Below are 24,710 nucleotides of genomic sequence, written 5' to 3'. Positions count from 1 at the left end.
GAAGCAACGCGCGTGCCAAAGCACCGCCGCACTGGAACGGCCATGCGTGTTCTCCGCGGCGTTCTCTTGGCCGCCATTGCCGCCGTCGTTGCCGTCCTGGTCAGTGGATTCCTGCAGGGTGATCCTCGTATTTCCGCACTTTTCCCGGGCGTGAGCATGCCGGGAACCACGCAGGACCGGCCAGGTGGAGCAGAACCAGCGCGTCCCCTGGACGCGCCGCCGCCTGGACTTGAGGAGGCGGACGCCCCACTGGCCTCGCCTTCAGCGCCCGGCACCACCAACGATTCGTACAAGTTCCTGGCCACGAACGACGACGGCACCCCGGTAGGTTATTCACCTTGCCGTCCGCTCCATTACGTGGTCAACGATGCATCCGCACCCCTTGGCTCAGATGCCCTCCTGACCGCCGCCCTGGCAAATATTTCTGCGGCGTCCGGCATCAAGTTCATCAACGATGGCACCACGGACGAGTTGCCGGTGGACCGGCGTGAGCCATACCAGCCCTCCAAGTACGGCGACCGGTGGGCCCCCCTTCTGATTTCCTGGACCACACCCGTGGAAGCACCTGCACTGGCTGACAATGTCATCGGCACAGGAGGCAGCACCATGTACTCCCTCAACGAAGGACCCAAGAGCTACATCACTGGAAGCTTGGAGCTGGACACTCCGCAGGTGACGGAACTGCTCGCCAGTCCCGGCGGGGCCGACTATGTCCTGGCCGTCATGCAGCACGAGCTGGGCCACGTGATGGGCTTGGACCACGTTGATGACCCGATCCAACTCATGTACCCGGAAATCGGAGCTCCCGACGGACTCGCGGCGGGCGACCTGAATGGCCTGCATCTCCTTGCCTCGGCACCCTGCCGCAAAGACATCTAACCCTTTCGCGCTTCAAGCATTCCCGGCATGGACTCCCGGCGGAGCGGGACTTATGCTGACAAATACGGCCGACGGCGGCGCCCCACTTCCCGCCGCAGCCGCCACGTCAGGGGGTTCCATGGAACCTTACGGGTCGCCCAAGTGGCCGGACCACGATCCCCCTCGTCCGAATTACCTTCCGCATACCCCGCGCCCGCCGGATCCTCCGCCGGTCAGGCCGCCTATAAAGCACAGCAGCGTCGCGGCCATCCTGTTCCTTTTCAGCGTGCTCGGCCTGGTGTGCGCGGGCGCCTACTTCAGCGGCGAACTTCACCAACTCCTGTACGGATCGTCCGCCACTCAGAGCCAGGCGCCCCGCCCTGGGCTGGTCCCGTTTGGCCAACGCCAGGAGCCTGTCCCGGGACTCGAGGAAGCCGACTCACCGCTTGGAACGCCGGCACCTCTGAACCGCACCAGTTCCTCGTACAAGTTCCTGGCTCTCAAGGAAGACGGAACTCCGCTGGCCTACTCGCCGTGCCGGCCCATCCACTACGTGGTCAACTCGGACCTCGCACCGGCCTCGTGGCAGCCGCTGGTGGAAGAAGCCGTGAGGCAGGCCGGCGAAGCCACAGGATTGAAGTTCATCTACGACGGCCCCAGTTCCGAAATCCCCTCCCCCAACAGGTCCGGATACCAGCCCGAAAGGTACGGAGACCGCTGGGCTCCTGTCCTCATCGCGTGGAGCACTCCCGAGCAGGTGCCACGCCTGAGCGGGCAGACCGTGGGCCTTGGCGGAAGTTCCTCGATTGGCCTCAGCAACGGCTACAAGGCCTACGTGACAGGCACGGTGTCCCTGGATGCCCCACAATTCGCTGATATCGTGGACGCTCCCAGCGGCGAAGAGATCGGCGTGGCAGTTATCATGCATGAGCTGGGACACCTGCTCGGCCTGGACCATGTGGATGATCCCCGACAGCTCATGTTCGACCAAGCTTCCTGGGTTCGCGGATACGCTGCGGGCGACCGGACGGGTTTGGCCCAGCTGGGCACGGGCCCCTGCAGCAAGGACTTCTGAGGGCCAGGCCCGGAACGCCTGCTACAAGTTTTGGGTGTGCGGCAGCAGTCCGGTGCATCATGAGACATGAAGAGTTCAAGAGTTGCTCGTCCGCGCATCGGCGTTCCGGTACGTCTCAGTAGTTCGGGCAATCCCGACGCCCGTGTGGGTGAAGCCAACGACCTCTTTACGTACATCGTGGACCTCCTGCGCGAAGCGGGCGCACAGCCAGTGCTGTTGACCCCGGTTTCCGCTGACAGCGCCGGGCGCTTGGCCACCGAGATGCAAACGCTCGACGGCGTTGTGCTGCCGGGAGGCGGCGACATCAACCCACGCCTCTATGGACAGGACCCTCACGAGTCGCTTTATGATGTGAACCCCGAGCAGGACCACCTGGACATGGATGTTGCCCGGGCCACTATCGACGCCGGCCTGCCGCTGTTCGGCGTCTGCCGCGGCCATCAGTTGCTGAACGTCCTCTACGGAGGAACGCTGATCCAGGACATGGAGCCGTCGGCAGTAAACCACAACGGCTTGGATCCGCACGACACCCAGGGAAGTGAATGGGCTTGGCATGACGTGCTCCTGGCGGCCGGTTCCAAGACTGCAGGGCTATATGGAGCTCCTGGTGGGAGCACCATTAAGATTGCCTCCGGACACCATCAGGCTGTGTCCCGGGTAGGCGAAAGCCTGCAGGTCACTGCCGGGGCAGACGACGGAACCGTGGAGGCCTTGGAAGACCCCTCGCGATGGGTCGTTTCGGTCCAATGGCATCCGGAGGCCTCCCAGTTACCCGACGCTGAGCGGTTGTTGCCGTTCAAGAATTTTGTGGATGTCTGCGGGAACCCTATTCATAGCCCGTCTGCAGGAGTACAGTAGCGGTCACTGCACCACTTTCGGTCCGCCGAAGGGGTCCCGCAGTGAACAACTGAATTCGAAATGACGTCTTGGGGGCGTCGTAAGTTTGCCGGCTGGGGGGCCCAACACCTGCTCAAGGAGCATAGTTGTGGACCGTCCAAAATACGCCCGTCGTCATACTCGCCATTCCACCTTTAGGACCCGCGCCTTTTCCAAGCAAGTCATTGGGTTCCTGCTGGGCCTTTCTGTCGCCCTTTCTGCGCTTACGTTCGGTTTTGCCACTCCCGCTTCGGCCGCCGTGCCTCCGTGCCCGGGGACCGGCGGTGCCATGCAGATCGTCGCGCACACCGATGATGAACTGATCTTCATCAGCCCCGATTTCATGCGCGATATCCAAGCCAAGCGGTGTCTCCAAACTGTTTTCATCACCGCTGGTGAAGCTGGCGAGGGCCAGGCGTACTGGAGCAGCCTTGAAAACGGAATCAGGTCGACCTACGCCAAAATGGCTGGGGTTGCCAACGCGTGGACAGCCTCGGACGCCGGGGTACCGGGCCGTCCATTGACGGTTCACACCCTCAACGCTGCACCTAATATCTCCGTCGTCTACATGCGGCTTCCGGACGGCTACCCCAACGGCGGCGGCACCTCCCGCTACAACGGTCAGAGCATCCTCAAACTGTGGGATGGCCGGATCTCCAGTATTCGCCCTGTTGACGGGTCTGCCACTTACACCAAGGCACAGCTCCAAAGCACCCTGAACAGATTGATAGCCAACTTCCAGCCCATCACCTTCCGTACCCAGGACTGGACAGGTAATTTCACCACCCCTTACGACCACAGTGATCACTGGGCTGCGGCCAAGTTTGCCCAAATCGCAACAAGGGCTTACACCGGCCCTCATACGTCATCGGCTTACGATGCCTACGTCATCGATGAGTACGCCCAAAACGTGCACGGGCATGAACTCACCAGCAAGGTGGACGCCTTCGTCCACTTCGCTAATTTCGACAAACACCTCTGCGGTGCTATCTGTCCGAGCACGCCCTACAGCGACTGGCTCAAACGGCAGTACATCACGGCCATCGAATGGACAGGTAACGCAGCGAAGTCGGCAGGCACCACAGTCTCAGCATCCTCCCAAAGGGCCTCTGCACAAAGCCCGGAAAAGGCCCGTGACGGCTACGCCTGGGGCACCCCCATGGACGCCAACCGCGAGTGGGTCACCAACGGGGGCAAAGCGGGCAGCTGGATCCAATACAACTTCTCGCCCGCAAAGACCATCAATGCTGTGACGCTCTTTGATCGACCCGTCACCAGCGACCATGTCACGGGCGGCAATCTCGTCTTTTCGGATGGCAGCACTGTCCCGGTTGCCGCCCTGCCGAACAATGGCTCCGGCCTGACAGTGAATTTCCCGGCAAGGACTGTCAGCTCCGTGCGCTTCAACATCACCTCCGTCAGCAGTTCCACCACCAGTGTGGGCTTGGCCGAATTCGAAGCACATATCACCGCTGACATCGTTGCCCCCGTGGTGACAGCCACACCACAGGGCGGAACCTACGACATCGGGCAAAAGGTCACACTTACCGCCAGTGAGCCAGCTACCATCTACTACACAGTGGACGGGTCTACGCCCACGGTGGCCAGCAGCAAATACGCCACCCCGTTCACCTTGGACGGCCCGCTGACCCTGAAGTACTTCGCGGTGGACTCTGCGAACAATCCCTCCGCCGTGGTTACCCAGACGTACTCCACTGGACCGGATGTGACCAAGCCGGTGGTGACCGCCAACCCCTTGGGCGGCGCCTACGCTCCAGGCACCACCATCACCCTTACGGTTAACGAAGCGAACTCGGTGATCAAATACACCACTGATGGCAGCGACCCGTTGACAGCCGGACAGGTGTACTCCACACCGATAGCGTTCCCCGGTACGGCCCCGATGACACTGAAGTACTCCGCCACGGATCCTGCCGGAAACGTCTCCGACGTCGTCACCCAGACGTATACCGTCCCACCGGACACCACGGCGCCCGTGGTGACAGCCAACCCCACCAGCCGGGCCTTGGCCAGTGGGGCCACCATCACCCTCTCGGCAAATGAACCAGAGGCGGCCATTTACTACACCACCGATGGCAGCACGCCCACGGCAACGGACTCGGCCACCAACATCAAGTACACAGCCCCGATTGCCATGGGGAGCTCCACGCTAGTCCTCAAGTACATCGGGGTGGACACAGCCGGCAACGTCTCGGCCGTGGGCAGCCAGACGTACACTGTCCCGGCAGCAGGGCCGCCGTCGGCCCATGACTACAACGGTGACGGCAAAGCCGATGTCCTGGCCTCTGATACTGCCGGCAATCTGTATCTCTACCCAGGAGACGGCGCAGGCGGCCTTTTGCCCCGGCAGGTAGCCCTGCCGGCACCTGCATGGTCCACCGTGACTGACACCATCACTCCAGGTGACTTCAACCGGGATGGCAAACCGGACCTGTTGGCCCGTGCCGGTGACATCCTATGGTTCTACCCGGGTGACGGTGCCGGCAGCTTCGGGGCCCGGGTGCAGGTCAGCTCTGGCTGGAGCACCATGAGCCAACTGTTTTCACCCGGGGACTTCAGCGGCGACGGGATTCCGGACTTCATGGGGCGGCTAAGCACCGGCGAGTTGCGTCTGTATGAAGGCAACGGGACCGGCGGACAGCGGACGCCCACCACCGTGGGAACCGGCTGGAATATTATGAATGCAATTCTGAGCACGGGGGACTTTAATGGAGATGGAAAGGGAGACGTGCTGGCGCGACGCTCTGACACAGGCGCCCTCTGGCTGTACCCCGGAAACGGAACCCGTGGATGGCTGCCATGGAAACAGATCTCCACGGGTTGGGACAACCGAACATCGATAGCCGGGCCCCGCGACCTCAATGGCGATGGCAGCAACGACGTCATAGGCCGCATCGCTGACACCCTGTGGCTGTATCCGGGCACAGGCAGCGGAGCGTTCAGCACCGTACCGCCCATCAGCCTCGGCACCGGCTGGCAGGCGATGAAGATCATCGCTTAGCCGGCCCCATTGACCTGGCGCGGGTCGGAGTTTTCCCCCAGACTCTTCGGCTCGCGTCAGCTGGTTTAAGGAACGACGACGGCCCTGCACCTTCCGTTGGGAAGACCCAGGGCCGTCGTCGTGAATTTGCTGTAAAGACTAAAGCGTTGCGTAAACTTCGCGCAGCAGCTTGGCGGTCTCGGATGGCGTCTTGCCAACCTTTACACCAGCGGCTTCGAGAGCTTCCTTCTTGGCCTGGGCCGTACCGGCGGAACCGGAAACGATGGCGCCTGCGTGGCCCATGGTTTTGCCCTCGGGAGCGGTGAAGCCGGCAACGTAGCCAACAACCGGCTTGGTGACGTTGGCCTTGATGAAGTCGGCTGCGCGCTCTTCAGCGTCACCACCAATCTCACCGATCATGACGATTGCCTTGGTTTCCGGGTCAGCTTCGAAGGCTTCCAGGGCGTCAATGTGCGTGGTACCGATGACGGGGTCGCCGCCGATGCCGATCGCAGTGGAGAAGCCGAGGTCGCGGAGTTCGTACATCATCTGGTAAGTCAAGGTACCGGACTTGGATACGAGGCCGATGGGGCCCTTGCCCGTGATGTTCGCCGGGGTGATGCCAACCAGGGCTTCGCCGGGGGTGATGATGCCGGGGCAGTTCGGTCCGATGATGCGGGTGATCTGCTTGCCGTCAGCGTCCACCTTGGACTGGGCGAGTGCCCAGAATTCGGCGGAGTCCTGAACAGGCACGCCTTCGGTGATGACAACGACGAGGCCGATGCCGGCTTCGATTGCTTCAACCACGGCGTCCTTGGTGAATGCGGGGGGAACGAAGACGATGGAGACGTCAGCGCCGGTTTCAGCGATGGCTTCCTTGACGGTGCCGAAGACGTTGATTTCCTTGTCACCGTGCAGGACCGTGGTGCCGGCCTTGCGGGCGTTGACGCCACCAACAATGTTGGTACCGGCCTTGAGCATCAGGGCGGTGTGCTTGGTGCCCTCGCCGCCGGTGATGCCCTGAACGATGACCTTGGAGTCCTTGTTGAGGTAGATAGACATGTCGCGTCCCTTTACTTAGCTGCGTTGGCGAGCTCGGCGGCCTTGTCGGCGCCCTCGTCCATGGTGGCGGCCAGGGTAACCAGCGGGTGGTTGGCCTCGGTCAGGATGCGGCGGCCTTCCTCAACGTTGTTGCCGTCGAGGCGAACTACCAGCGGCTTGTTCGCGGAGGAACCGAGCTCAGCCAGTGCACCGACGATGCCCTTGGCAACAGCGTCACAAGCGGTGATGCCGCCGAAGACGTTCACGAATACGCTCTTGACCTGGGAGTCGCCCAGGATGACGTCCAGACCATTGGCCATGACCTCGGCGGATGCTCCACCGCCGATGTCCAGGAAGTTTGCGGGCTTCACGTTGCCGTGGTTCTCGCCGGCGTAAGCAACGACGTCGAGGGTGGACATCACAAGACCGGCGCCGTTGCCGATGATGCCTACTTCGCCGTCCAGCTTGACGTAGTTGAGGTCCTGCGCCTTGGCCTTCGCCTCGAGCGGGTCAGCTGCGTCCTTGTCTTCCAGGTGTGCGTGGTGCACGTGGCGGAAGTCAGCGTTCTCGTCCAGGGAGACCTTGCCGTCGAGGGCAACGATCTCGCCAGCACCGGTGCGGACCAGCGGGTTGACCTCAACCAGAGTTGCGTCTTCCTTCTTGAAAACGTCCCAGAGCTTCAGAATGACGTCGGCTACCTTGCCGCGCAGTTCCTCAGCGAAACCTGCAGCTGTAACGATCTCGTCAGCCTTGGCCTGGTCGATGCCCACAGCGGGGTCGATGGCGATCTTGGCCAGGGCCTCGGGACGCTCGACTGCAAGCTGCTCGATTTCCATGCCGCCTTCTACCGAGCACATGGCCAGGTAGTTGCGGTTGGCGCGGTCCAGGAGGACCGAGAAGTAGAATTCCTCGGCGATGTCAGCACCCTGGGCGATCATCACCTTGTTGACGGTGTGGCCCTTGATGTCCATGCCCAGGATGTTGGTGGAGTGCTCAAGTGCCTCTTCGGCGGTCTTGGCAACCTTGACGCCGCCAGCCTTGCCGCGGCCACCAACCTTAACCTGTGCCTTTACGACAGTTACGCCGCCGATCTTCTCGGCAGCTGCCTTCGCTTCTTCAGGAGTGTGCGCCACGATGCCGGCGAGCACGGGTACACCGTGCGCCTCGAACATATCGCGCGCCTGATATTCAAACAGGTCCACGGTTTAGTGTCCTTCTACGTCGAAGTAGTTTTCTGTTCAGCCGGGAACCGCGATGACCGCGATAGCCAGCTGCGGAAAGTACGCGGTAGCAACCGGGATTGAAGCCGGTCACATTGCGTAAGGTCCTCTCGGAACTTTAGCCCTTTGAGGAGTCCCGCCAGCTACACACTACCTGTTAAGTGAGTAACCTTACACTTCTATCGGATGTAGAAAAACCGCATAATGACGCGGTTTTTGGGCTGTCGGAAGGCTTTCGAATGCGGTTCAGGACGCTTCTTTCAGGTTCCCGCGGACCGTTTTGCCGCCGTCGGAAATCAACTGGTAACCCTCGCGGTTTACGAAGAATGCCACGCCACCAGAGACGTTTCCGCAGGCAACGCCGCCGTTATAGGCCGAACACCGTAGCCCGTTGCGCTCGATGTTCTGCCCGTCCGGGAGCTCCCGGAGCTTGGAGATAGGACCCCCACCACTGCCCTTTGGCCCGAACTCCGATTCCATTTGTGTTACGCCGGAACGACATGAGCCGTAGACAGCCTTCTCAGGAGTCAGCAGCGCTGTCCCGCCAAGGTAGCCAAGGCCTGTTCCAGCACAGTCCTCCACAACGTCATCCAGGTCCGGTTTGGCATACTTGGCCAGCTCGCAGTGCGCCACAGGAACAACCGCGAACTTGTTGTTGGCCGCGTCCGAGTAGGAGTTGGCCTCATAGGGAAGGTTAAGGTGCCCGCCCCGGGAAGATGTCAGGGCGCACACAATGTTCTTGTCAGCAGTGATGAACGCTGTGACATCCTCGCCCGCGGACAGGGTGGTCTGCTCAGTGACAGGAACCTGCTGGAGCTGCTCCAGCGGCGGCAATGGGGCCGGAGGCACATAGTTGGGATCTTCGGTGGAGAAGGAACACCCGGTGACCAGCACCATGATCAAGGCGGCCAGTATCCCCCAAACAGTCCGTCGCATGTCCCTCATTATGCCGTGCCGTTTCATGCATCGAGTTTGGTCAGGGGCGCGTACCGCAACAGCAGCCGCTTCTCGCCGACGTCGAACTTCACCTTCGCAACCGTCTTGTCCCCCGCGCCTTCGATGCCCAGCACCACACCGTTGCCGAAGCTCGTGTGGTTGACTTTGTCCCCCACCACCACGGAAATGACTTCCTTTTGCGGCTGGACCCTGTTGCGTACGACGGCGGCAGGGACGTCGGCGTCGAACCCTGCGGTCGGGCTTGCGGCAGCGCCGCGGGAGGTGCCCGCACCCCAGAAGGAACCACCGTAGCGGTTGGACCCGATGGGGGCGCTCCCCCAGCCGCCTGCGGCCTGACGGCTGATTCCTTCGCGCTTCCACTCCACCAGCTCGGAAGGGATCTCTTCCAGGAACTGGCTGGCCGGGTTGTACTGGCTCTGGCCCCACATGCTGCGGACCTCCGAACGAGTGACGTAGAGGCGCTTGCGCGCCCTGGTGAGGCCCACATAGGCCAGACGCCGTTCTTCCGCGAGTTCCTTCGGATCCGTCGCGGAACGCTGGTGCGGGAAGATGCCGTGCTCCATGCCGGTGAGGAACACGACCGGGAACTCCAAGCCCTTGGCTGTGTGCAGCGTCATGAGCGTGACAACGCCCATGCGTTTGGCCTCCGCGACGGCGGCATCAATGTCAGCGCCCGGCGCGTCCGGAATCTGGTCGGCATCGGCCACGAGGGAGACCTGCTCCAGGAATTCACCGAGAGACCCGTCCGGATTGTCGCGTTCGTATTCCCGGACCACTGCCACCAGTTCGGCGAGGTTCTCCACCCGGGATTCGTCCTGTGGATCGTTGCTGGCGCGCAGCCCCGCCAAGTAGCCGGTCTGTTCGAGGACGGCTTCCAACGCAGCGGCAGCACCAGAGCCCGAAGCCACCTCGGCAAGGTCATCGAGCAGCTTAACGAATCCCAGGACGGCGTTAATGGAGCGTGTGGCCATGCCCGGCGCTTGGTCAACGCGGCGCGCAGCGGCCATGAACGAGGTGCGTTCCCGCTCGGCCAAGGCAGCCACGGCGCCCTCTGCACGATCCCCGATCCCGCGTTTCGGTTCGTTCAGTACCCTGCGGAGGTTGACGTCGTCGTCCGGGTTCACCAGGACGCGGAGGTAGGCCAGGGCATCCTTGATTTCCTTGCGCTCGTAGAAGCGCGTCCCACCAACAACCTTGTACGGCAGTCCCACCCGGACCAGAACGTCTTCAATGGAACGCGACTGTGCGTTGGTGCGGTAGAAGATGGCGACGTCGCCCGGACGCAAGCCTTCTTCATCCTGCAACCGGTCGATTTCCTTGGCGATGAACTGGGCTTCGTCGTGTTCGTTCTCACCCACGTAGCCAATGATTTTCTCGCCGTCACCTTCCGCGGTCCACAAACGCTTTTCCTGGCGGTTGGGATTGCGGGAGATGACCGAGTTGGCAGCGCTCAGGATGTTCTGCGTGGAGCGATAGTTCTGCTCCAGTTTGATGGTGCGGGCGTTGGGGTAGTCGTGCTCAAACTCCACGATGTTGCGGATGTCCGCGCCCCGGAAAGCATAAATTGACTGATCGGAATCGCCCACCACAGTCAATTCGCTGGGTGGCACGTCCGTGTCCGTTCCCAAGCCCACGATTTCCCTGACCAGCGCGTACTGCGCGTGGTTGGTGTCCTGGTACTCGTCCACCAACACGTGCCGGAAGCGGCGCCGGTAAGATTCCGCGAGCGCAGGGAAAGCCCGGAACATGTAAACGGTTTCCGCGATGAGGTCGTCGAAGTCCATCGCGTTGGCTTGCCGGAGACGCTGCGTGTAGCCCTTGAAGACGTCGGCCACGGCTTGTTCGAAGGGGTCGTTGTGGTTTGCCGAGGAGACGTACGAGTCGGCGTCAATGAGCTCGTTCTTGAGCGCAGAAATCTTGTGCTGGATGGCCTTGGGTGCGAACTTCTTGGGATCCAGGTCCAGGTTCTTTGCCACGAGCGTGATCAGACGCAGCGAATCAGCGGAGTCATAGATGGAGAAGTTCGAATTCAGCCCGACGTTGGCGGCTTCCCGGCGCAGGATTCGCACACAGGACGAGTGGAACGTGGAAATCCACATGCCCTTTGCCCGGGCGCCGACCAAGGCTTCGATGCGTTCCCGCATTTCGGCCGCTGCCTTGTTGGTGAAGGTGATGGCCAGGATTTCGCCGTGATGCGCACGCTTGGTGGCAATGAGGTAGGCGATCCGGTTACTCAGTACGCGCGTCTTCCCCGAGCCCGCACCCGCAACGATCAGCAGGGGGCTTCCGGCGTGCTTCACTGCCTCTTCCTGCTGCGGATTCAGTCCTTGGAGGAGTGCCTCAGCGCTTGGCAACCCGTGGGCGCCCTGATCGCCCCATCCCCCTGGGGCGAGTGCTTGGGGAGCGTTCCCTGACCCGCCGGTTCCCTCCTGGAGCCGCGGCCCGGAGGCGCCACCGCCGGAATGGGAAAGTTCCGGGGCAGCCTTGACTGCGGCTTTGGTGCCAGCTTTGAAGGGTCCGTCTGCGTAGGGGTCAAACAACATATCCATGGTGCCTACCAGTCTAGGCGGTGCCCCTGACACTATAAGGCGCCATGGTCAGCAGTAGCGGATGCTAGGCAAATTGGGGAACAGAGGTGAGGGCAGCACTCAACTCGCGTACCGCCGTCGAGCCCCCGGCCACGAACCAATTCAAGCCATTGACCTGCACGACGGCGGTGTCCCCGCCGGCAGCGCGGACGATCGCCTTCCCGGGGAGCCAGTCCCATTCCGGGCAGCTGTGCTGGAACCAGCAGCCGAGCTCCCCGTCAGCCACCCGGCCGAGGTCGCAGGACCCTGACCCGAACATCCGCAGGGACGCCGCGGAGACTGCGGCCGCGTGCCAGGGCATGGCGGCCCGGGGGTCGGCGAGCCAGGTGGGGTGGATGTACGTGGCTGCGGAGATTTGGCCAACGGGGAAGTCACCTGAACCGGAGATCGCCTCGCCGTTCAGGGTTGCGGGGCGCTCCGCCCCTCCCAGCCAGAGCTTATCCAGTTCGGGCTGATAGATGGCCCCGAGCAACACGTCCGGATCCGCGACCGGGTTGCCGCCGTGGTCCGAGTCGTCACGCTTGAGGGCAATGGCCGAGCACCAGTACGTGGACCCGTGGAGGAAGTTGTACGTGCCGTCAACGGGGTCGATCACCCAGGTCCGGCCGCTCGTCCCCGCGACGGAGGCACCCTCCTCGCCGAGGATGCCGTCTTCCGGACGGCAGCGCCGCAACTGTTCAAGGACGTAAGCCTCGGCTGCGTGATCGGCTGCAGTGACGACGTCGGACACTGAGGTCTTGCGTTCGCCTTGGAGGCCACCCATCCGCATGAGCAGCGCAAGCTGGCCTGCCTCGCGGACCAGGGCGCTCGCCAGTTGGTAGTCATCCAGTGTTGGATCGAGTTCAGTTGCTGTGTGCCTGCCGGTGGTCATGGTTCCAGCTTATGTGGCGGAATAATGGATGACATGGCCAAGACACCAGCCCAGCGCGTCAAGAAGCACGGAGCAAAGGCAGTGGTCCCCGATCACTCGCTGCCACCTGTGATCAACACCACCACGCAGCGCACTCCTCAAAAGGCGCAGAGCAACTCCAAACTCATCGTGATCGCGGGCGTCGTGGCCAGCCTGTTCCTGTTCTGGTACCTGCACCTGCTCACCTTGAACCAGATGACGCAGCTCTCCGGTGGCCTGGCGATGCCGGATTCGCTGATTGGCGGCTTCTCACAGGACTACATCGTCCAGCTTAGAGAGGCCATGGATGACTCGGCGCGCGGGCAGCTCAACTACGTCCATAAGACTGCCGGCACCCTGTTTCCGCTGATTTTCGGCTTCAGTTGGCTCCTGCTGATTGGCACCAATGTGGCGCGAAAGTCCTGGCGTTGGGCCATGTGGGCTGCTCCCCTGCTGTTCGCCGTGGCCCACCTATGGTCCAATGTCGCCATCGATTCCGTGCTGGCCGCTGAGGCGCCCGACGCCGGTTCGGTGGCCCTGGCCTCGGCTGTCACCGTGGCGTCATGGGTGTTGTTCCTGATCAGTCTCCTGTGCGGCGTGCTGGCAGTGTTCCTTGGGCGAAAAAGCGCAAAGCCTGCGGCAAAGGGCGCGGGAGGTCTCAGCCGGCCCTGAGCGCTTTCCGTTCCGTGTGGACACGCTGGGCAATCACCAAACCGGCAGCGGCCAGGCCGATGGTCACCGGGTAGCCCATGAGGCGCTCCAGCAACCCCGGCCGGGGCACCTCCATCCCGGTGATTGCGCCAATGATGAGCGCCCCGATGCAGACAAGCCCGCACGCGGCCAGGAACCAACTCACCGGCGTCTGTCGCCACCACAGGATTCCAAGGAGCAGGAGGGCAAACCCTCCGGCGATGAAGAACATCAGCGCACCCGCAAAGTGCCAAGGGGAGCCCACGTCTTCGGGAACCAGACCCACTATTACCGTTCCCACGCCGGCAACACCGGTAAGGATCCGGATGGCAACAGCCAGTATCCAAGGAACGGTCAGGACCCGGGTTTGTGGTGAATCTCCTGCAACGGCTCGAAAACGCCGGGCCGCTACACCGGGCCGCGCGGCCACGCTCAGCAAACCCGCCGTCAGGAAAAGTGCACCAAGGACCAGAGCCATGCCCTGAACCACGAACGAGGCATTCATCAGCCAGTGCAAAGGCGAGCAGACGGCCCTGTCCTCGTAGATTCCGCAGGAAATTGCTCCGAGGTCACTGATGAATCCTGTGGCTCTGCTGTAAGGCTCGGGACCTGCCCAGGCCTCGATCACGGCAGCCTCGGCCACGAAGTATTGGACCACGCTCAGCTGCGCCCACCCTCCGATGTTCGCCCTGATGCTTCGGGTGTCCGGAAGGAAGGATCCAGCTGGCGCCGGTGCAGTCGCGTGCCCTTTCATGAACGCCAGCCTAGCGGTGTTCGGGCAGCGCCCCCGCAGCTTGTATGCTTGTAGTCGTGTCCGGGCCCTCGAGCTCCAGCAGTGGGATTAAGAGCCATGGACACACAGGCCCTCGTAGCTCAGTGGATAGAGCACGGCTCTCCTAAAGCCGGTGTCGTTGGTTCGATTCCAATCGAGGGCACTTGAACCACCAGCAGCCCATCCAGGACTTGCAGGCCTACTTGGCCGGCAGCTGGCTTGTTGAGCGCACCCTCCTGGACCGGACGTCCGGCACCAACGGAACCTTCGCCGGCGTCGTGCGCTATACCCGGAACCCCGACGGCGGCCTGGACTACCGCGAAGACGGAACCATGCACTGGCCCACCCATTCGGGTCCGGCATTCCGCGAGTACGTCCTGAAACCGGGTGCCGGGCCGGAGTCGATGGACGTGTTTTTCCCCGACGGCAGGCCCTTCCATGTCATGAGCTTCTCCGAACAGGGTAACCAGGACAAGCACTGGTGCGACCCCGACGACTACCGCGTCAGGTACACCTGGGAGGGCCCGGACTCGTTCAACTTCACCTGGGACGTCCGCGGGCCCGCCAAGGATCTGCTGCTTGAATCGCGCTTGGTCCGAATCGACGCCGGGAGGCAATCATGACTGGAACCGGCACGGACCTGATCGTCGTCAGCGCAGTCTGCGTCTACAACCACCACGGCCAACTCCTGACCGTCCGCAAGCGTGGCACTGAGAAGTTCATGCATCCTGGCGGCAAACCCGAGTCCGGTGAAACCGCCGCGGAAGCCGCTTCCCGTGAGCTCCTGGAGGAAGTCGGCATTGACGTGGCGCCGAAGCGCCTCGAGCTTCTCGGCGTGTGGCTGGCCGTGGCGGCCAACGAGGCAGCGACGAACATCGAAGCCACCGTTTTCACTGCGCCTGGAAGGTGGGAGGCACACCCGTCGGCGGAGATCGCCGAGATTCGCTGGCTGGACCTCGACGCGCCTCTCCCCACTGACTTGGCCCCGCTGCTGACGGACCACGTACTTCCAGCGCTCACCTCACCCAAGTAAGTCGCAGATCAGGCCGTTATGAGCGCTCATAACGGCCTGATCTGCTACTTACTTGGGTTACAGCTCCGGGACCGCTTCCTGGGCCACCGCCGTGGCTTCGGCGAACTGGGTTTGATACAGCTCGGCGTATCGTCCATCCGCCGCCAGCAGCTCGGTGTGCGTGCCACGCTCCACGATCCTGCCGTCCTCAACCACCAAAATGGCATCGGCAGCACGGATGGTGGACAGCCGGTGGGCAATCACGACGGCGGTGCGCCCCTCGAGTGCCTCGCCCAAGGCCGCCTGGACGGCGGCTTCATTGGTGGAGTCCAAGGCTGCAGTGGCTTCGTCAAGGATCACGACGCGAGGTTGCTTGATCAGCAGGCGGGCGATGGTGAGCCTTTGGCGTTCACCACCGGAGAGCCGGTAGCCGCGCTCCCCCACCACGGTTTCCAAGCCATCGGGCAAGGACCGGATCATCGGCTCCAGTCGCGCCCGCCGAAGCACATCCCACATGTCAGCTTCCGTAGCGTCCGGCCGGGCGAGGCGCAGGTTTGACGCGATGGTTTCGTGGAAAAGATGTCCGTCCTGGGTCACCATACCCATGGTGTCGCGCAAGGAATCGAAGCTCAGATCGCGGACGTCCACGCCTGTTCCGGGCTTTTGTCCGCCAAGGCGCACTGCGCCGGAGTCGACGTCATACAAGCGCGACAGCAGTTGGGCCACCGTGGACTTACCCGCACCGGAGGAACCCACCAGGGCAACGGTCTGCCCCGGTTCAACCCTGAAGCTCACACCGTGCAGGACTTCCTCGCCGCCACGGGTATCCAAGGTGGCGACGTCCTCAAGGGAAGCCAGCGACACCTTCTCGGCCGAAGGGTAGGAGAAACGGACGTCGTTGAATTCCACAGCAACAGGGCCAGCCGGAACACTGACGGCGTCCGGCTTCTCGGTGATCAGCGGCTCAAGGTCAAGAATTTCAAAGACCCGCTCAAAGCTGACCAAAGCACTCATGATTTCCACGCGGGCATTGGACAGCGCCGTCAGCGGAGCGTAAAGCCGGGTGAGGAGGAGGGCGAGAACCACCACGTCACCGGGCGCCAACTGCCCGCCAATTGCCAGCCAACCGCCCAGTCCATAGACCAAAGCCAAAGCCAGCGCCGACACCAAGGTCAGGGCCGTCACAAACGTGAACTGCAACATGGCAGTCCGGATACCAATATCCCGGACGCGACCGGCACGGTCAGCGAACTCCCGGGATTCCTCGTCCGGGCGGCCGAACAATTTCACCAGCGTGGCTCCTGGCGCGGAGAACCTCTCCGTCATTTGCGTGCCCATGGCAGCGTTGTGCGCGGCAGCTTCGCGGCGGAGATCCGCCAGTTTGGAGCCCATGCGCCGTGCCGGAATCAGGAAGATCGGCAGCAACACCATGGCCAGCACGGTCACCAGCCAAGACGTGTTAAGCATGACCACAAGGGTCAGGGCCAAAGCCACCACATTGCTGACTACCCCGGACAATGTTCCGGCGAAGGCCGATTGCGCTCCGATGACGTCGTTGTTCAGGCGGCTGACCAGGGCACCGGTTCGTGTCCGGGTGAAAAACGCGATGGGCATCCGCTGCACATGATCGAAAACCCGTGTGCGAAGGTCCACAATGACACCCTCGCCAATGATGGAAGACAACCAGCGGGTCAGTAAGCCCACCCCAGCCTCGCCAATGGCGACGATGGCGATCAGGACAGCCAACCAGATCACCGTGCCCACGCCGGCATTGGCAATGATGGAATCCACCACCTGACCGGCCAACACCGGAGTAGCGACGGCCAGGAAAGCGCCCGCGATGGACGCAATCACAAAGGCAATGAGCTTGCCCTTGTGCGGCGCGGCAAAAGCCATGACCCGCTTCAGGGTTTCCTTGGAGAAAGGCTTCGAGGCGCTCTTGGCGGTAGTGATGTTGTACAGCGAGCTCCAGGCCACGCGGTCCATGCTCATGGGTTACTTCTCCTGGCTTGGGGTGTGGTGAAGCTCTTGCACTTGTCCGTTTTCCAGATGCCAGCGCGAATCGAGCCGGACGTTCTCCAGCAACCTGCGATCGTGCGTGACCAGCAGGAGCGCACCCTCGTAGCTTTCCAGCGCCTCCTCCAGCTGCTCAATGGCTGGAAGATCCAAATGGTTGGTGGGCTCGTCCAGCACCAGCAGGTTCACGCCACGGGCCTGCAGCAACGCCAGCGCGGCACGGGTCCGTTCCCCTGGGGACAACGAATCCACTGTCCGGGAGGTGTGATCCGCTTTCAGGCCGAACTTTGCCAGGAGTGTACGCACATCCGCGCTGTTCCAGTCCACCAGCACCGCTTCCACAGCGTCGCCAAGTTGCCGCCCGCCGTCGAGCAGTCCGCGCGCTTGGTCAATTTCGCCGATGGCCACAGACGCACCCATGGAGGCGTCGCCGTCGTCCGGTTCCTGCGTCCCCAATAACAGACGCAAAAGCGTCGACTTCCCGGCACCGTTCGGTCCGGTGATGCCTATGCGTTCGCCGCCGTTGAGTTGGAGGTTCACCGGACCCAGCGTGAAGTCACCTTGGCGGGCGACGACGTTGCGCAAGGTAGCGACGACGGCACTTGAGCGGGGCGCCTGGCCGATGCTGAACTGCAGTTGCCACTCTTTTCGGGGCTCCTCCACCTCGGTAAGCCTCGAGATACGGGACTCCATCTGGCGGACTTTCTGGGCCTGTTTCTCCGACGATTCGCTGCTCGCGGCGCGACGGATCTTGTCATTGTCCGGGTTTTTCTTCATGGCGTTCCGGACGCCTTGGGAGCTCCACTCACGCTGGGTACGTGCACGGGAGACGAGGTCGGCCTTGGTGTTGGCAAACTCCTCGTAACGTTCCCGGGCGTGGCGTTTGGCGACGGCCCGCTCTTCGAGGAACGCTTCGTAGCCGCCGTCGTATACGGCCACGGAGTTCTGGGCGAGGTCCAGTTCCACCACGGTAGTGACACAGCGGGCCAGGAATTCGCGGTCGTGCGACACCAGGACCACACCTCCGCGGAGGCCTTGGACGAAGGCCTCAAGCCGGGCGAGCCCGTCAAGGTCGAGATCGTTGGTGGGTTCGTCCAGGAGCACCACGTCGAAGCGGCTGAGCAGCAGGGCGGCCAAAGCCACGCGTGCAGCCTGACCGCCGGAAAGACCCGTCATGAGGGCGTCGGCGCCAAGCTCCAAACCGAGATCGGCCAGGACAGACGGAATGCGGTCCTCCAGGTCTGCGGCGCCGGAGGCCATCCATCGATCAAAGGCCAGGGAATAAGCGTCATCGGCTCCGGGAGCTCCCGAGCCGAGGGCTTCGGCAGTGGCTTCCATGTCGCTTGTTGCCTGGGCACAGCCGGTGCGTCGGGCAATATATGCGGCGATTGTTTCGTCAGCAGTTCGCTCGTGTTCCTGCGGCAACCAGCCCACGAACGCGTCCGAAGGCGCCAGGTTGACGCTGCCGGCCTCGGGCTGGTCCACTCCGGCAAGAATGCGCAGCAGCGTAGACTTACCGGCACCGTTCGCTCCCACAACTCCCACAACATCGCCCGGGGCAACGGTCAGGGACAGCTCCGTAAATAGTGTGCGATGGCCATGACCACCAGCAAGATCCTTGGCCACCAAAGTTGCAGTCATTGTTTATCCTCCAGCAAGGAAACGCAGAAATTCAGGCCGCGATTCCCGCGGGCATGGAAAAACCCGCTGGTCCGGACTTGGGGGGTGTACGGACCAGCGGGTTCAATCATCAAGCATAATTCAATGTGGCTTCGGCGTAAAATCGTTTCGTACTCCCACTTACGGCTAACGCAGCCTTGCCCTCGCGGCCCGTCCATGAAAGTCCCACATGCCCTTACCGTCCAAGGCGTTCCAGCGCTGGCTTCATGGCATTGCGCCCGATGCCAGCACTGCTGACGTCTGCAGGATCGCCGGCATCAAGCGAACAACACTGGCCCAGCAGCTGGTTCGCGGCAAGGTTGCCGAGTCCACTTTGGTGAGCATCAGCCGCGGCTTCCACATCAATCCAGTACAGGCCCTGTCCACTTTCGATCTTTACGCCGAGCTTCGGGGAGACCCCGTCCCACCCACGCCCTGCGAACTCGTCAGCCAGGTGGCTACTATCGATTTGCTGCGTGCAGTGGTGGACCGGAGCGAGCCCGGCGCCGCCCCCGCTCCGCGCCTTTCTGAACCACCGCACCCCACCTCAGTGCGTAACTGGGTAGACGCGATCGACGACGGCGAGTTGCGGCACCGTGTCAGCGATACCACCGGGATCGCGCCACAGAACTTCTCCGCCCACCTGACCGCCAATAGGCTTCCGCCGGAGTTGGCCATCGCCACATCGCGCGCGGCCGGGGTTGGGCCTGCGGGAGGTTTGGTGGCCGGTGGGTTGATCACCGAGGCCGAAGCCGGCTGGCCGCCCAATGCCCGCCAGGAAGCGCTGGACAAGTTGTCGCAGGGACGATTGGTGACGTTGGCCGGCGAACGTCTTTTGGCGCTCGGCAAGACACTGCGCCGGCAGGAACAAGACCACGAACGAACCGAACGAATTTGGGAGAACCTCGGATGACGGCTGTCCTGCCCTGGGTCACGCTGGCAGTGTGCCTGGCGATTACCATTGCCCGGATTCCGAGCGCCTTGCGCGGAGAGAACCGTGAGGTTTTTTACATTTTTTCGCTGATCTCGTTGAGTATTTTCATCAGCATCGAAGCGCCTTACCTGCTCATCGATGGGTGGCTCGGCGGGATGAACATCGGCAACTTGATACTGCGTTTCCTGCTGTACGGCACCTTCTACTTCATGGGCATCAAAATCGCCACGGCTTTCGGTTCAGCCTCAGCCGTGCGCGCCATCCGCGGACCCCTCGGGATAGCGGCGGCGGTAATTGTTGGCGCCCTGACTATCTACTTCTTCGTCATCACGGACACACAAGGATCCTCGGCGGGGATGAGCGGGCTGAAATGGGGCCCTTCCTTGGACGGATATGCGGCGATGGGTCGTTTGTATCCGGGGTTTGTGGCCGCCTGCCTGATACCCGCCATCTGGCGCACGGTGGTAAGCACGGCCCCCATACTGCTGCGCGTGGCCTCCGGGCTCTTGCTGCTGGGACTTTCTTTGCTCCTGTCGTCCCAGCTCTTTCCCCTCATTCCTTTCTCGGAGGCTTGGTTGCGGGTACTCATCAACTATTCGGCTGCCCTGTTCACGTGCCTGGGACTCGCCGGAATCTGGTTCTCCAAGTCTTTCGCGCGACGAAAGCAACGCCTCTCGGCGTAAGACTTTCACAAAACCATTAGATCGTGGCACAATCATGAATGTGTGAATGCGGCTTGCAGCCTGACACCGGAATCAGAGAACGGGTTTCCGGTGGATGTGGCGCCCACGTGATCACAATTGGGGGGATGAGTGGTGGCGGGCTGTTGGGGACCGCCCCCACTCAGCCTTTTTAACGTCCTTTCGCAAGCCGCCCGCCAAGCCTGCCCCGGGCGGTGACTAAGATGGCTCCATGAACAGCCTTCGCACCCGCCGCTCTGTCCTCGCAGCCACCTTGGCCTCGGCCGCCCTTGCACTTTCTGCCTGCGGTGGAGGATCGGCACCCGCCCAGTCCGGTGGGGACACGTCCCTTTCGGACGTGAAATCCAAGGCCGAACTTGTCATCGCCACCGAAGGTACGTACCGCCCCTTCAGCTTCCATGCTGACGGAGCCGGAGAGCTCACCGGGTTCGACGTCGAAATTGCCCAGGCCGTGGCAGGGAAACTTGGAGTGAAGGCTACCTTCCAGGAGACGCAGTTCGACGGCATCTTTGCCGGGCTGGAATCCAAGCGGTTCGATACCATCGCCAACCAGATCTCCATCAATGACGAACGCAAGGCCAAGTACGAGTTCTCAACTCCGTACACCATCTCCACCGGCGTGGTAGTCACCAAATCGGACAACAGCAGCATCAACAGCTTTGCAGACCTTAAGGGCAAGACCACCGCCCAGTCGCTCACCAGCAACTTCTACAAGATGGCCGTTGAAGCCGGCGCTAACGTCCAGGCCGTGGAAGGCTGGGCGCAGTCTGCCACGCTGGTGCAACAAGGACGCGTGGATGCCACGGTGAACGACAAACTCACGTACTTGGACTACGCCAAGAACACTCCTGATTCCGGCCTGAAGGTCGCAGCCGAAGCACCGGAAAAGACCGAAAGCGCCATGGTATTCCGTAAGGGGTCTACGGAACTCACGGCAGCAGTGGACAAGGCGCTGGCTGATCTCCAAGCCGATGGCACCCTGGCTAGGATTTCGGAAAAGTACTTCGGCGCGGACGTCACCAAATAGATGAACTGGGACCTCATCTGGAGTTCCTTCGGTCCGCTCATCACCGGCGCCGTCACGGGAACCATTCCGCTGACGCTCGCGTCCTTCGCCTTCGGCTTGGTGCTTGCGCTTGTGGTCGCGCTGATGCGCCTGAGCCCAAACTGGCTGCTCTCGGGCATCGGCCGGTTTTACGTCTCGGTGATCCGCGGCACTCCCCTGCTGGTGCAGCTCTTTGTCATCTTCTTCGGCCTGCCCAGCATCGGCATCCGGCTTGATCCCTGGCCAAGCGCCATCATCGCCTTCTCCCTGAACGTGGGCGGGTACGCAGCCGAGATCATCCGTGCTGCCATCCTCTCCGTGCCGAAAGGCCAATGGGAAGCCGGCCACACCATCGGAATGTCCCGTCCGCAGGCCTTGGTGCGCATCATCCTTCCGCAGGCAGCACGGGTGTCAGTTCCCCCGTTGTCCAACACCTTCATTTCGCTGGTGAAAGACACGTCCCTCGCGTCGCTCATCCTGGTTACTGAACTGTTCCGCAACGCACAGCAGATCGCCGCGTTCAGCCAGGAGTTCATGGCCCTTTACGTGCAGGCAGCCTTGGTCTATTGGGTCATTTGCCTGGTACTTTCCACTGCGCAATCCGCCGCGGAAAAGAGATTGGACCGCTATGTCGCTCACTAACGACCCCTCCCGCCAGCCGCGCGTCACGTCGGTCCTGAAGGCACGGGGCCTTGCCAAAGCCTTCGGAAGCAACGTTGTCCTGCGCGACATCGACATCGATATCCGGCGCGGCCAGGTGGTGGCCCTGATCGGGCCTTCCGGCTCAGGCAAGACCACGGTCCTGCGTTCCCTCAACGGGCTGGAAATTCCCGACGCCGGAACGGTGGCTTTTGGAAGCGGCGACTCCTCAGCTGAGCTCGCCATCGACTTCGGTGCCAAGGTAGGGAAGAAGGAGGTGGCTGCACTCCGCGACCGCAGCGCCATGGTCTTCCAGCACTACAACCTGTTCCCCCACATGACCGTGCTGAAAAACATCATCGAAGGCCCCGTCCAGGTCCAAAAACGGCCTCGCGCCGAGGCAATCGCCGAAGCCGAACGCCTGCTGGAACGTGTTGGTCTTGCCGACAAGCGCGACGCCTACCCTTTCGAGCTCTCAGGCGGCCAGCAGCAGCGCGTGGGAATCGTCCGGGCGTTGGCACTCAAGCCCCAACTGCTCCTGTTTGACGAGCCCACGTCCGCACTGGACCCCGAACTTGTGGGCGACGTACTGGGCGTCATCAAAGAACTTGCCGAAGAGGGCTGGACCATGGTGATCGTGACCCATGAGCTTGCCTTTGCCCAGCATGTGGCCGACGAGGTAATTTTCATGGACGGCGGGGTGGTAGTGGAACGCGGGCCGGCAGCCGAGGTATTGCGGGCACCGCGCCAAGAACGGACCAAACTCTTCGTGAAGCGGCTCCAGCACGACGTCTAAGTGGTTCACCAATATGGGGGATATGAATTTGGAAGAAACAATCAGCGAACCTGGCCGGAGTGGTTCCAGGCGTACCGTAATCATTGTGGTTGCCGTAGTGGTGGCCTTGGTAGCCGCAGGGCTTGGCACCTGGTTCGCCCTCTCGCGGCCTGCAGGACCAGGCCGTGCCGACGTCGTCCGCTTGGACAAACAACGCGTCATCGTTGACAACTCGATGAATCTCTACGACCCCCTGGTGCAGCAGTTTTCGGGCCGGTACTCGAACGCGATTTCCGAAAAGGCGGGACAGGCGGAAGAGGATAAAGTCCTCAGCCAGGACCGTGAGCGCATCGTGCGTGAGTCACAGGTAAATCGTGACCGTCTGCAACAAATGGCGGAATCGCCGGCACTGCAGGATCAGGAAGTCGCCGAATCCTTCAACCGCTTCAAGGATCAGTACGGTGCGGTGATCGCTTACAACGATCAACTGGTGGTCAACACTTCCAACATCTACCGCTCCGTGGGTGGACCGTGCGCGGCCCTGCATTCATCCCTGAACGTCGCCAGTGAGACCTATGCCCAGGACTATGTCAAGAGTGCTGATGAGTGCCTGGCAGCGCTGGGCACGGCCAAGGAAGGTGCCGACGCCGAGACCACCACCTTGCTCACGGACGTTGAGTCCGTCATCAGAGGCCAGCGGGACAAGCAACAGGAAGTGCTCAACAGCAAGGACAACTTTGAGCGCCTCAGCAAGAGCACCCTCGCGGGCATTGCATTGTTGGACATCAATGATGCGTTCGCCAAGGCGCAAACAACGTATGAAACTGCCACCAAGGATAAGTACTCAAAGATCATCGAAAGCGCCAACAGCTCAAACTCCGAATTCGAAGGCGTTCTCAAGAAGAGCCTTGAACAGTTTGATGCCGCATCCGGTGAGGGGAAATAGCCATGACCATTGAACCCGTTCGCAGTAAGCGCCGCCCCGTCCTTATTGCCCTTGCCATTGCAGTTGTGCTGGCGGTGGTTGCCTCGGCAGTGGTGATCGCCTTGACCAACTTCGCCGGCCAGCAGCGCAAGGAAAGCCTGGCCCTCCTCAAGGAGGATCGTCTGACATCGCTCGTTGAGGCAAGGGGCAAGATCCAGCCCGCTGTCAACGCCTACTTGGCCGCGTATAAGAAGGCACGCAACGTCCCCGCTTCACGTGAAGATGCTGAGAAGAACTCCGCCAAGGAGCGGGACGAGTTCCAACAGGCCGTGGACTCCGCACGGACCGCTTTGAACGACGTGCAGACTGGCAACGGTGCCGGGGGCGAAGCGGAGACGATTGCTGTGGCCATAACCCAGCTGGGCGATTCCTACCAGGCTTACCTCGACTCCATGGAGGGCCTTGTGGAGTCATACCCGCAGTTCGAAGGGCTCTTCAGGGAGGACGCCGGATGCAGCGGACTCTTTGTGGGCTCCAAAGCAGCCAACCTCCGGGAGCGCCAAACGCTCCTTGCACAGGCAGCTGTTCCGTGCCGCGAAGCCGTGAACCAACTCAAGAAGTCCAAGAACATCTCCTATGTTGAGTTTGCCCGCACCTTGGACAACGAGATTGCACAGCTGGAATCGCACGCAGAAACGACCGCAAAGTCCGAGGAGAACTACAACGAATTCGTTCGGCTCAAGGATGAGTACGTCAAGAAGATCGATGACGCCACCGCCCGGAATGCCCCGGAAGCGGAATACCTCAAGATTGCCGACGAACTCAAGGCTCTCAACACCCGGATAAGGAACAACAGGTCAGAGTTCGACTTCGCCGCCAAACGCTACGTTAGCGGAGTAAAGGACATGCCCACCTTGGTTGAGGATGTCTTCTCGAAGAACGTCGCAGCCCAAATCAAACACCATGACACCGTGATCCCCGTTCGGGTTCAAGTGTTGAAAGATGCCATCGACGCGGAACTGGCGGAGTAACCCAGG

The 24,710-nt window shown here is 61.9% G+C and carries 22 protein-coding genes and 1 tRNA gene; 15 read left to right on the top strand and 8 right to left on the bottom strand.

All coding sequences use genetic code 11. The features are described 5' to 3' along the window. Window positions 1-42: 42 nt before the first annotated feature. The 4 genes from RIF72_RS04750 (at window position 43) to RIF72_RS04735 (ending at window position 5,831) form a co-directional block, all read left to right on the top strand. On the top strand, window positions 43-879 hold the full coding sequence (locus RIF72_RS04750; RefSeq protein ID WP_309073801.1) for a matrixin family metalloprotease: 837 nt from the start codon (window positions 43-45) through the stop codon (window positions 877-879). Between the two features lie 52 nt (window positions 880-931). Next, a complete protein-coding gene (locus tag RIF72_RS04745) occupies window positions 932-1,933 on the top strand; it encodes a matrixin family metalloprotease (protein ID WP_309073700.1) in 1,002 nt (333 codons plus the stop codon). A gap of 66 nt (window positions 1,934-1,999) precedes the next feature. Then, window positions 2,000-2,791, top strand: coding sequence for a type 1 glutamine amidotransferase (locus RIF72_RS04740; protein WP_309073699.1), 792 nt, complete (start codon window positions 2,000-2,002; stop codon window positions 2,789-2,791). Window positions 2,792-2,918: 127 nt separating this feature from the next. Beyond that, the gene (locus RIF72_RS04735; RefSeq protein WP_309073698.1) at window positions 2,919-5,831 is read left to right on the top strand and encodes a chitobiase/beta-hexosaminidase C-terminal domain-containing protein; all 2,913 of its coding nucleotides are present in this window, start codon (window positions 2,919-2,921) and stop codon (window positions 5,829-5,831) included. A 138-nt stretch (window positions 5,832-5,969) separates the two neighbouring features. On the opposite strand, the gene sucD is transcribed toward RIF72_RS04735, so the two are convergent. The 5 genes from sucD to RIF72_RS04710 all read right to left on the bottom strand — a co-directional run bounded on the left by sucD (window position 5,970) and on the right by RIF72_RS04710 (window position 12,487). Next, on the bottom strand, window positions 5,970-6,872 hold the full coding sequence (sucD, locus tag RIF72_RS04730; RefSeq protein WP_309073697.1) for a succinate--CoA ligase subunit alpha: 903 nt from the start codon (window positions 6,870-6,872) through the stop codon (window positions 5,970-5,972). A gap of 11 nt (window positions 6,873-6,883) precedes the next feature. After that, on the bottom strand, window positions 6,884-8,053 hold the full coding sequence (gene sucC, locus RIF72_RS04725) for an ADP-forming succinate--CoA ligase subunit beta (RefSeq protein ID WP_309073696.1): 1,170 nt from the start codon (window positions 8,051-8,053) through the stop codon (window positions 6,884-6,886). Window positions 8,054-8,317: 264 nt separating this feature from the next. Beyond that, window positions 8,318-9,016 (bottom strand): hypothetical protein, encoded by a 699-nt coding sequence (locus tag RIF72_RS04720; protein WP_309073800.1) that lies wholly within the window; start codon window positions 9,014-9,016, stop codon window positions 8,318-8,320. Between the two features lie 14 nt (window positions 9,017-9,030). Further along, a complete protein-coding gene (pcrA, locus tag RIF72_RS04715; protein ID WP_309073695.1) occupies window positions 9,031-11,577 on the bottom strand; it encodes a DNA helicase PcrA in 2,547 nt (848 codons plus the stop codon). 64 nt (window positions 11,578-11,641) lie between these two features. Beyond that, window positions 11,642-12,487, bottom strand: a complete 846-nt coding sequence (locus RIF72_RS04710) for an inositol monophosphatase family protein (protein ID WP_309073694.1) — start codon at window positions 12,485-12,487, stop codon at window positions 11,642-11,644. Window positions 12,488-12,520: 33 nt separating this feature from the next. Here RIF72_RS04710 and RIF72_RS04705 point away from each other — a divergent pair, with 33 nt between their 5' ends. After that, window positions 12,521-13,177, top strand: coding sequence for a hypothetical protein (locus RIF72_RS04705; RefSeq protein ID WP_309073693.1), 657 nt, complete (start codon window positions 12,521-12,523; stop codon window positions 13,175-13,177). On the opposite strand, the gene RIF72_RS04700 is transcribed toward RIF72_RS04705, so the two are convergent. Beyond that, a complete protein-coding gene (locus RIF72_RS04700; RefSeq protein ID WP_309073692.1) occupies window positions 13,164-13,949 on the bottom strand; it encodes a DUF998 domain-containing protein in 786 nt (261 codons plus the stop codon). The two genes, RIF72_RS04705 and RIF72_RS04700, sit on opposite strands and share 14 nt — an antisense overlap. A gap of 108 nt (window positions 13,950-14,057) precedes the next feature. Here RIF72_RS04700 and RIF72_RS04695 point away from each other — a divergent pair. The 3 genes from RIF72_RS04695 (at window position 14,058) to RIF72_RS04685 (ending at window position 15,000) form a co-directional block, all read left to right on the top strand. Continuing rightward, window positions 14,058-14,130: transfer RNA gene (locus tag RIF72_RS04695), tRNA-Arg, on the top strand. A 1-nt stretch (window position 14,131) separates the two neighbouring features. Beyond that, window positions 14,132-14,590 (top strand): DUF6314 family protein, encoded by a 459-nt coding sequence (locus RIF72_RS04690; RefSeq protein WP_309073691.1) that lies wholly within the window; start codon window positions 14,132-14,134, stop codon window positions 14,588-14,590. After that, window positions 14,587-15,000 (top strand): NUDIX domain-containing protein, encoded by a 414-nt coding sequence (locus tag RIF72_RS04685; RefSeq protein WP_309073690.1) that lies wholly within the window; start codon window positions 14,587-14,589, stop codon window positions 14,998-15,000. Before RIF72_RS04690 ends, RIF72_RS04685 begins: the two co-directional genes overlap by 4 nt. A 57-nt stretch (window positions 15,001-15,057) precedes the next feature. On the opposite strand, the gene RIF72_RS04680 is transcribed toward RIF72_RS04685, so the two are convergent. Then, window positions 15,058-16,971: an ABC transporter ATP-binding protein gene (locus RIF72_RS04680; RefSeq protein ID WP_309073689.1), complete on the bottom strand. Its 1,914-nt coding sequence runs from the start codon at window positions 16,969-16,971 to the stop codon at window positions 15,058-15,060. A 3-nt stretch (window positions 16,972-16,974) separates the two neighbouring features. Then, window positions 16,975-18,636, bottom strand: coding sequence for an ABC-F family ATP-binding cassette domain-containing protein (locus RIF72_RS04675; protein WP_309073688.1), 1,662 nt, complete (start codon window positions 18,634-18,636; stop codon window positions 16,975-16,977). 208 nt (window positions 18,637-18,844) lie between these two features. Here RIF72_RS04675 and RIF72_RS04670 point away from each other — a divergent pair, with 208 nt between their 5' ends. The 7 genes from RIF72_RS04670 to RIF72_RS04640 all read left to right on the top strand — a co-directional run bounded on the left by RIF72_RS04670 (window position 18,845) and on the right by RIF72_RS04640 (window position 24,704). Next, entirely contained in the window at window positions 18,845-19,567 is a 723-nt protein-coding gene (locus RIF72_RS04670) for a hypothetical protein (RefSeq protein WP_309073687.1), read from the top strand. After that, on the top strand, window positions 19,564-20,271 hold the full coding sequence (locus RIF72_RS04665; protein ID WP_309073686.1) for a hypothetical protein: 708 nt from the start codon (window positions 19,564-19,566) through the stop codon (window positions 20,269-20,271). Before RIF72_RS04670 ends, RIF72_RS04665 begins: the two co-directional genes overlap by 4 nt. Before the next feature lie 229 nt (window positions 20,272-20,500). Continuing rightward, window positions 20,501-21,316: an amino acid ABC transporter substrate-binding protein gene (locus RIF72_RS04660; protein ID WP_309073685.1), complete on the top strand. Its 816-nt coding sequence runs from the start codon at window positions 20,501-20,503 to the stop codon at window positions 21,314-21,316. Then, window positions 21,317-21,976, top strand: coding sequence for an amino acid ABC transporter permease (locus RIF72_RS04655; protein ID WP_309073684.1), 660 nt, complete (start codon window positions 21,317-21,319; stop codon window positions 21,974-21,976). Further along, a complete protein-coding gene (locus tag RIF72_RS04650) occupies window positions 21,963-22,769 on the top strand; it encodes an amino acid ABC transporter ATP-binding protein (RefSeq protein WP_309073683.1) in 807 nt (268 codons plus the stop codon). Before RIF72_RS04655 ends, RIF72_RS04650 begins: the two co-directional genes overlap by 14 nt. Window positions 22,770-22,791: 22 nt before the next feature. Then, window positions 22,792-23,694: a hypothetical protein gene (locus tag RIF72_RS04645; RefSeq protein ID WP_309073682.1), complete on the top strand. Its 903-nt coding sequence runs from the start codon at window positions 22,792-22,794 to the stop codon at window positions 23,692-23,694. 2 nt (window positions 23,695-23,696) lie between these two features. Continuing rightward, window positions 23,697-24,704, top strand: a complete 1,008-nt coding sequence (locus tag RIF72_RS04640) for a hypothetical protein (protein ID WP_309073681.1) — start codon at window positions 23,697-23,699, stop codon at window positions 24,702-24,704. Window positions 24,705-24,710: the final 6 nt, after the last annotated feature.

Source organism: Paenarthrobacter sp. (genome assembly GCF_031180005.1).
In the GTDB taxonomy this organism is placed as follows: domain Bacteria; phylum Actinomycetota; class Actinomycetes; order Actinomycetales; family Micrococcaceae; genus Arthrobacter.
Note: the sequence above shows the minus strand (reverse complement) of the source record. Positions and strands in the feature narration are given on the sequence as shown.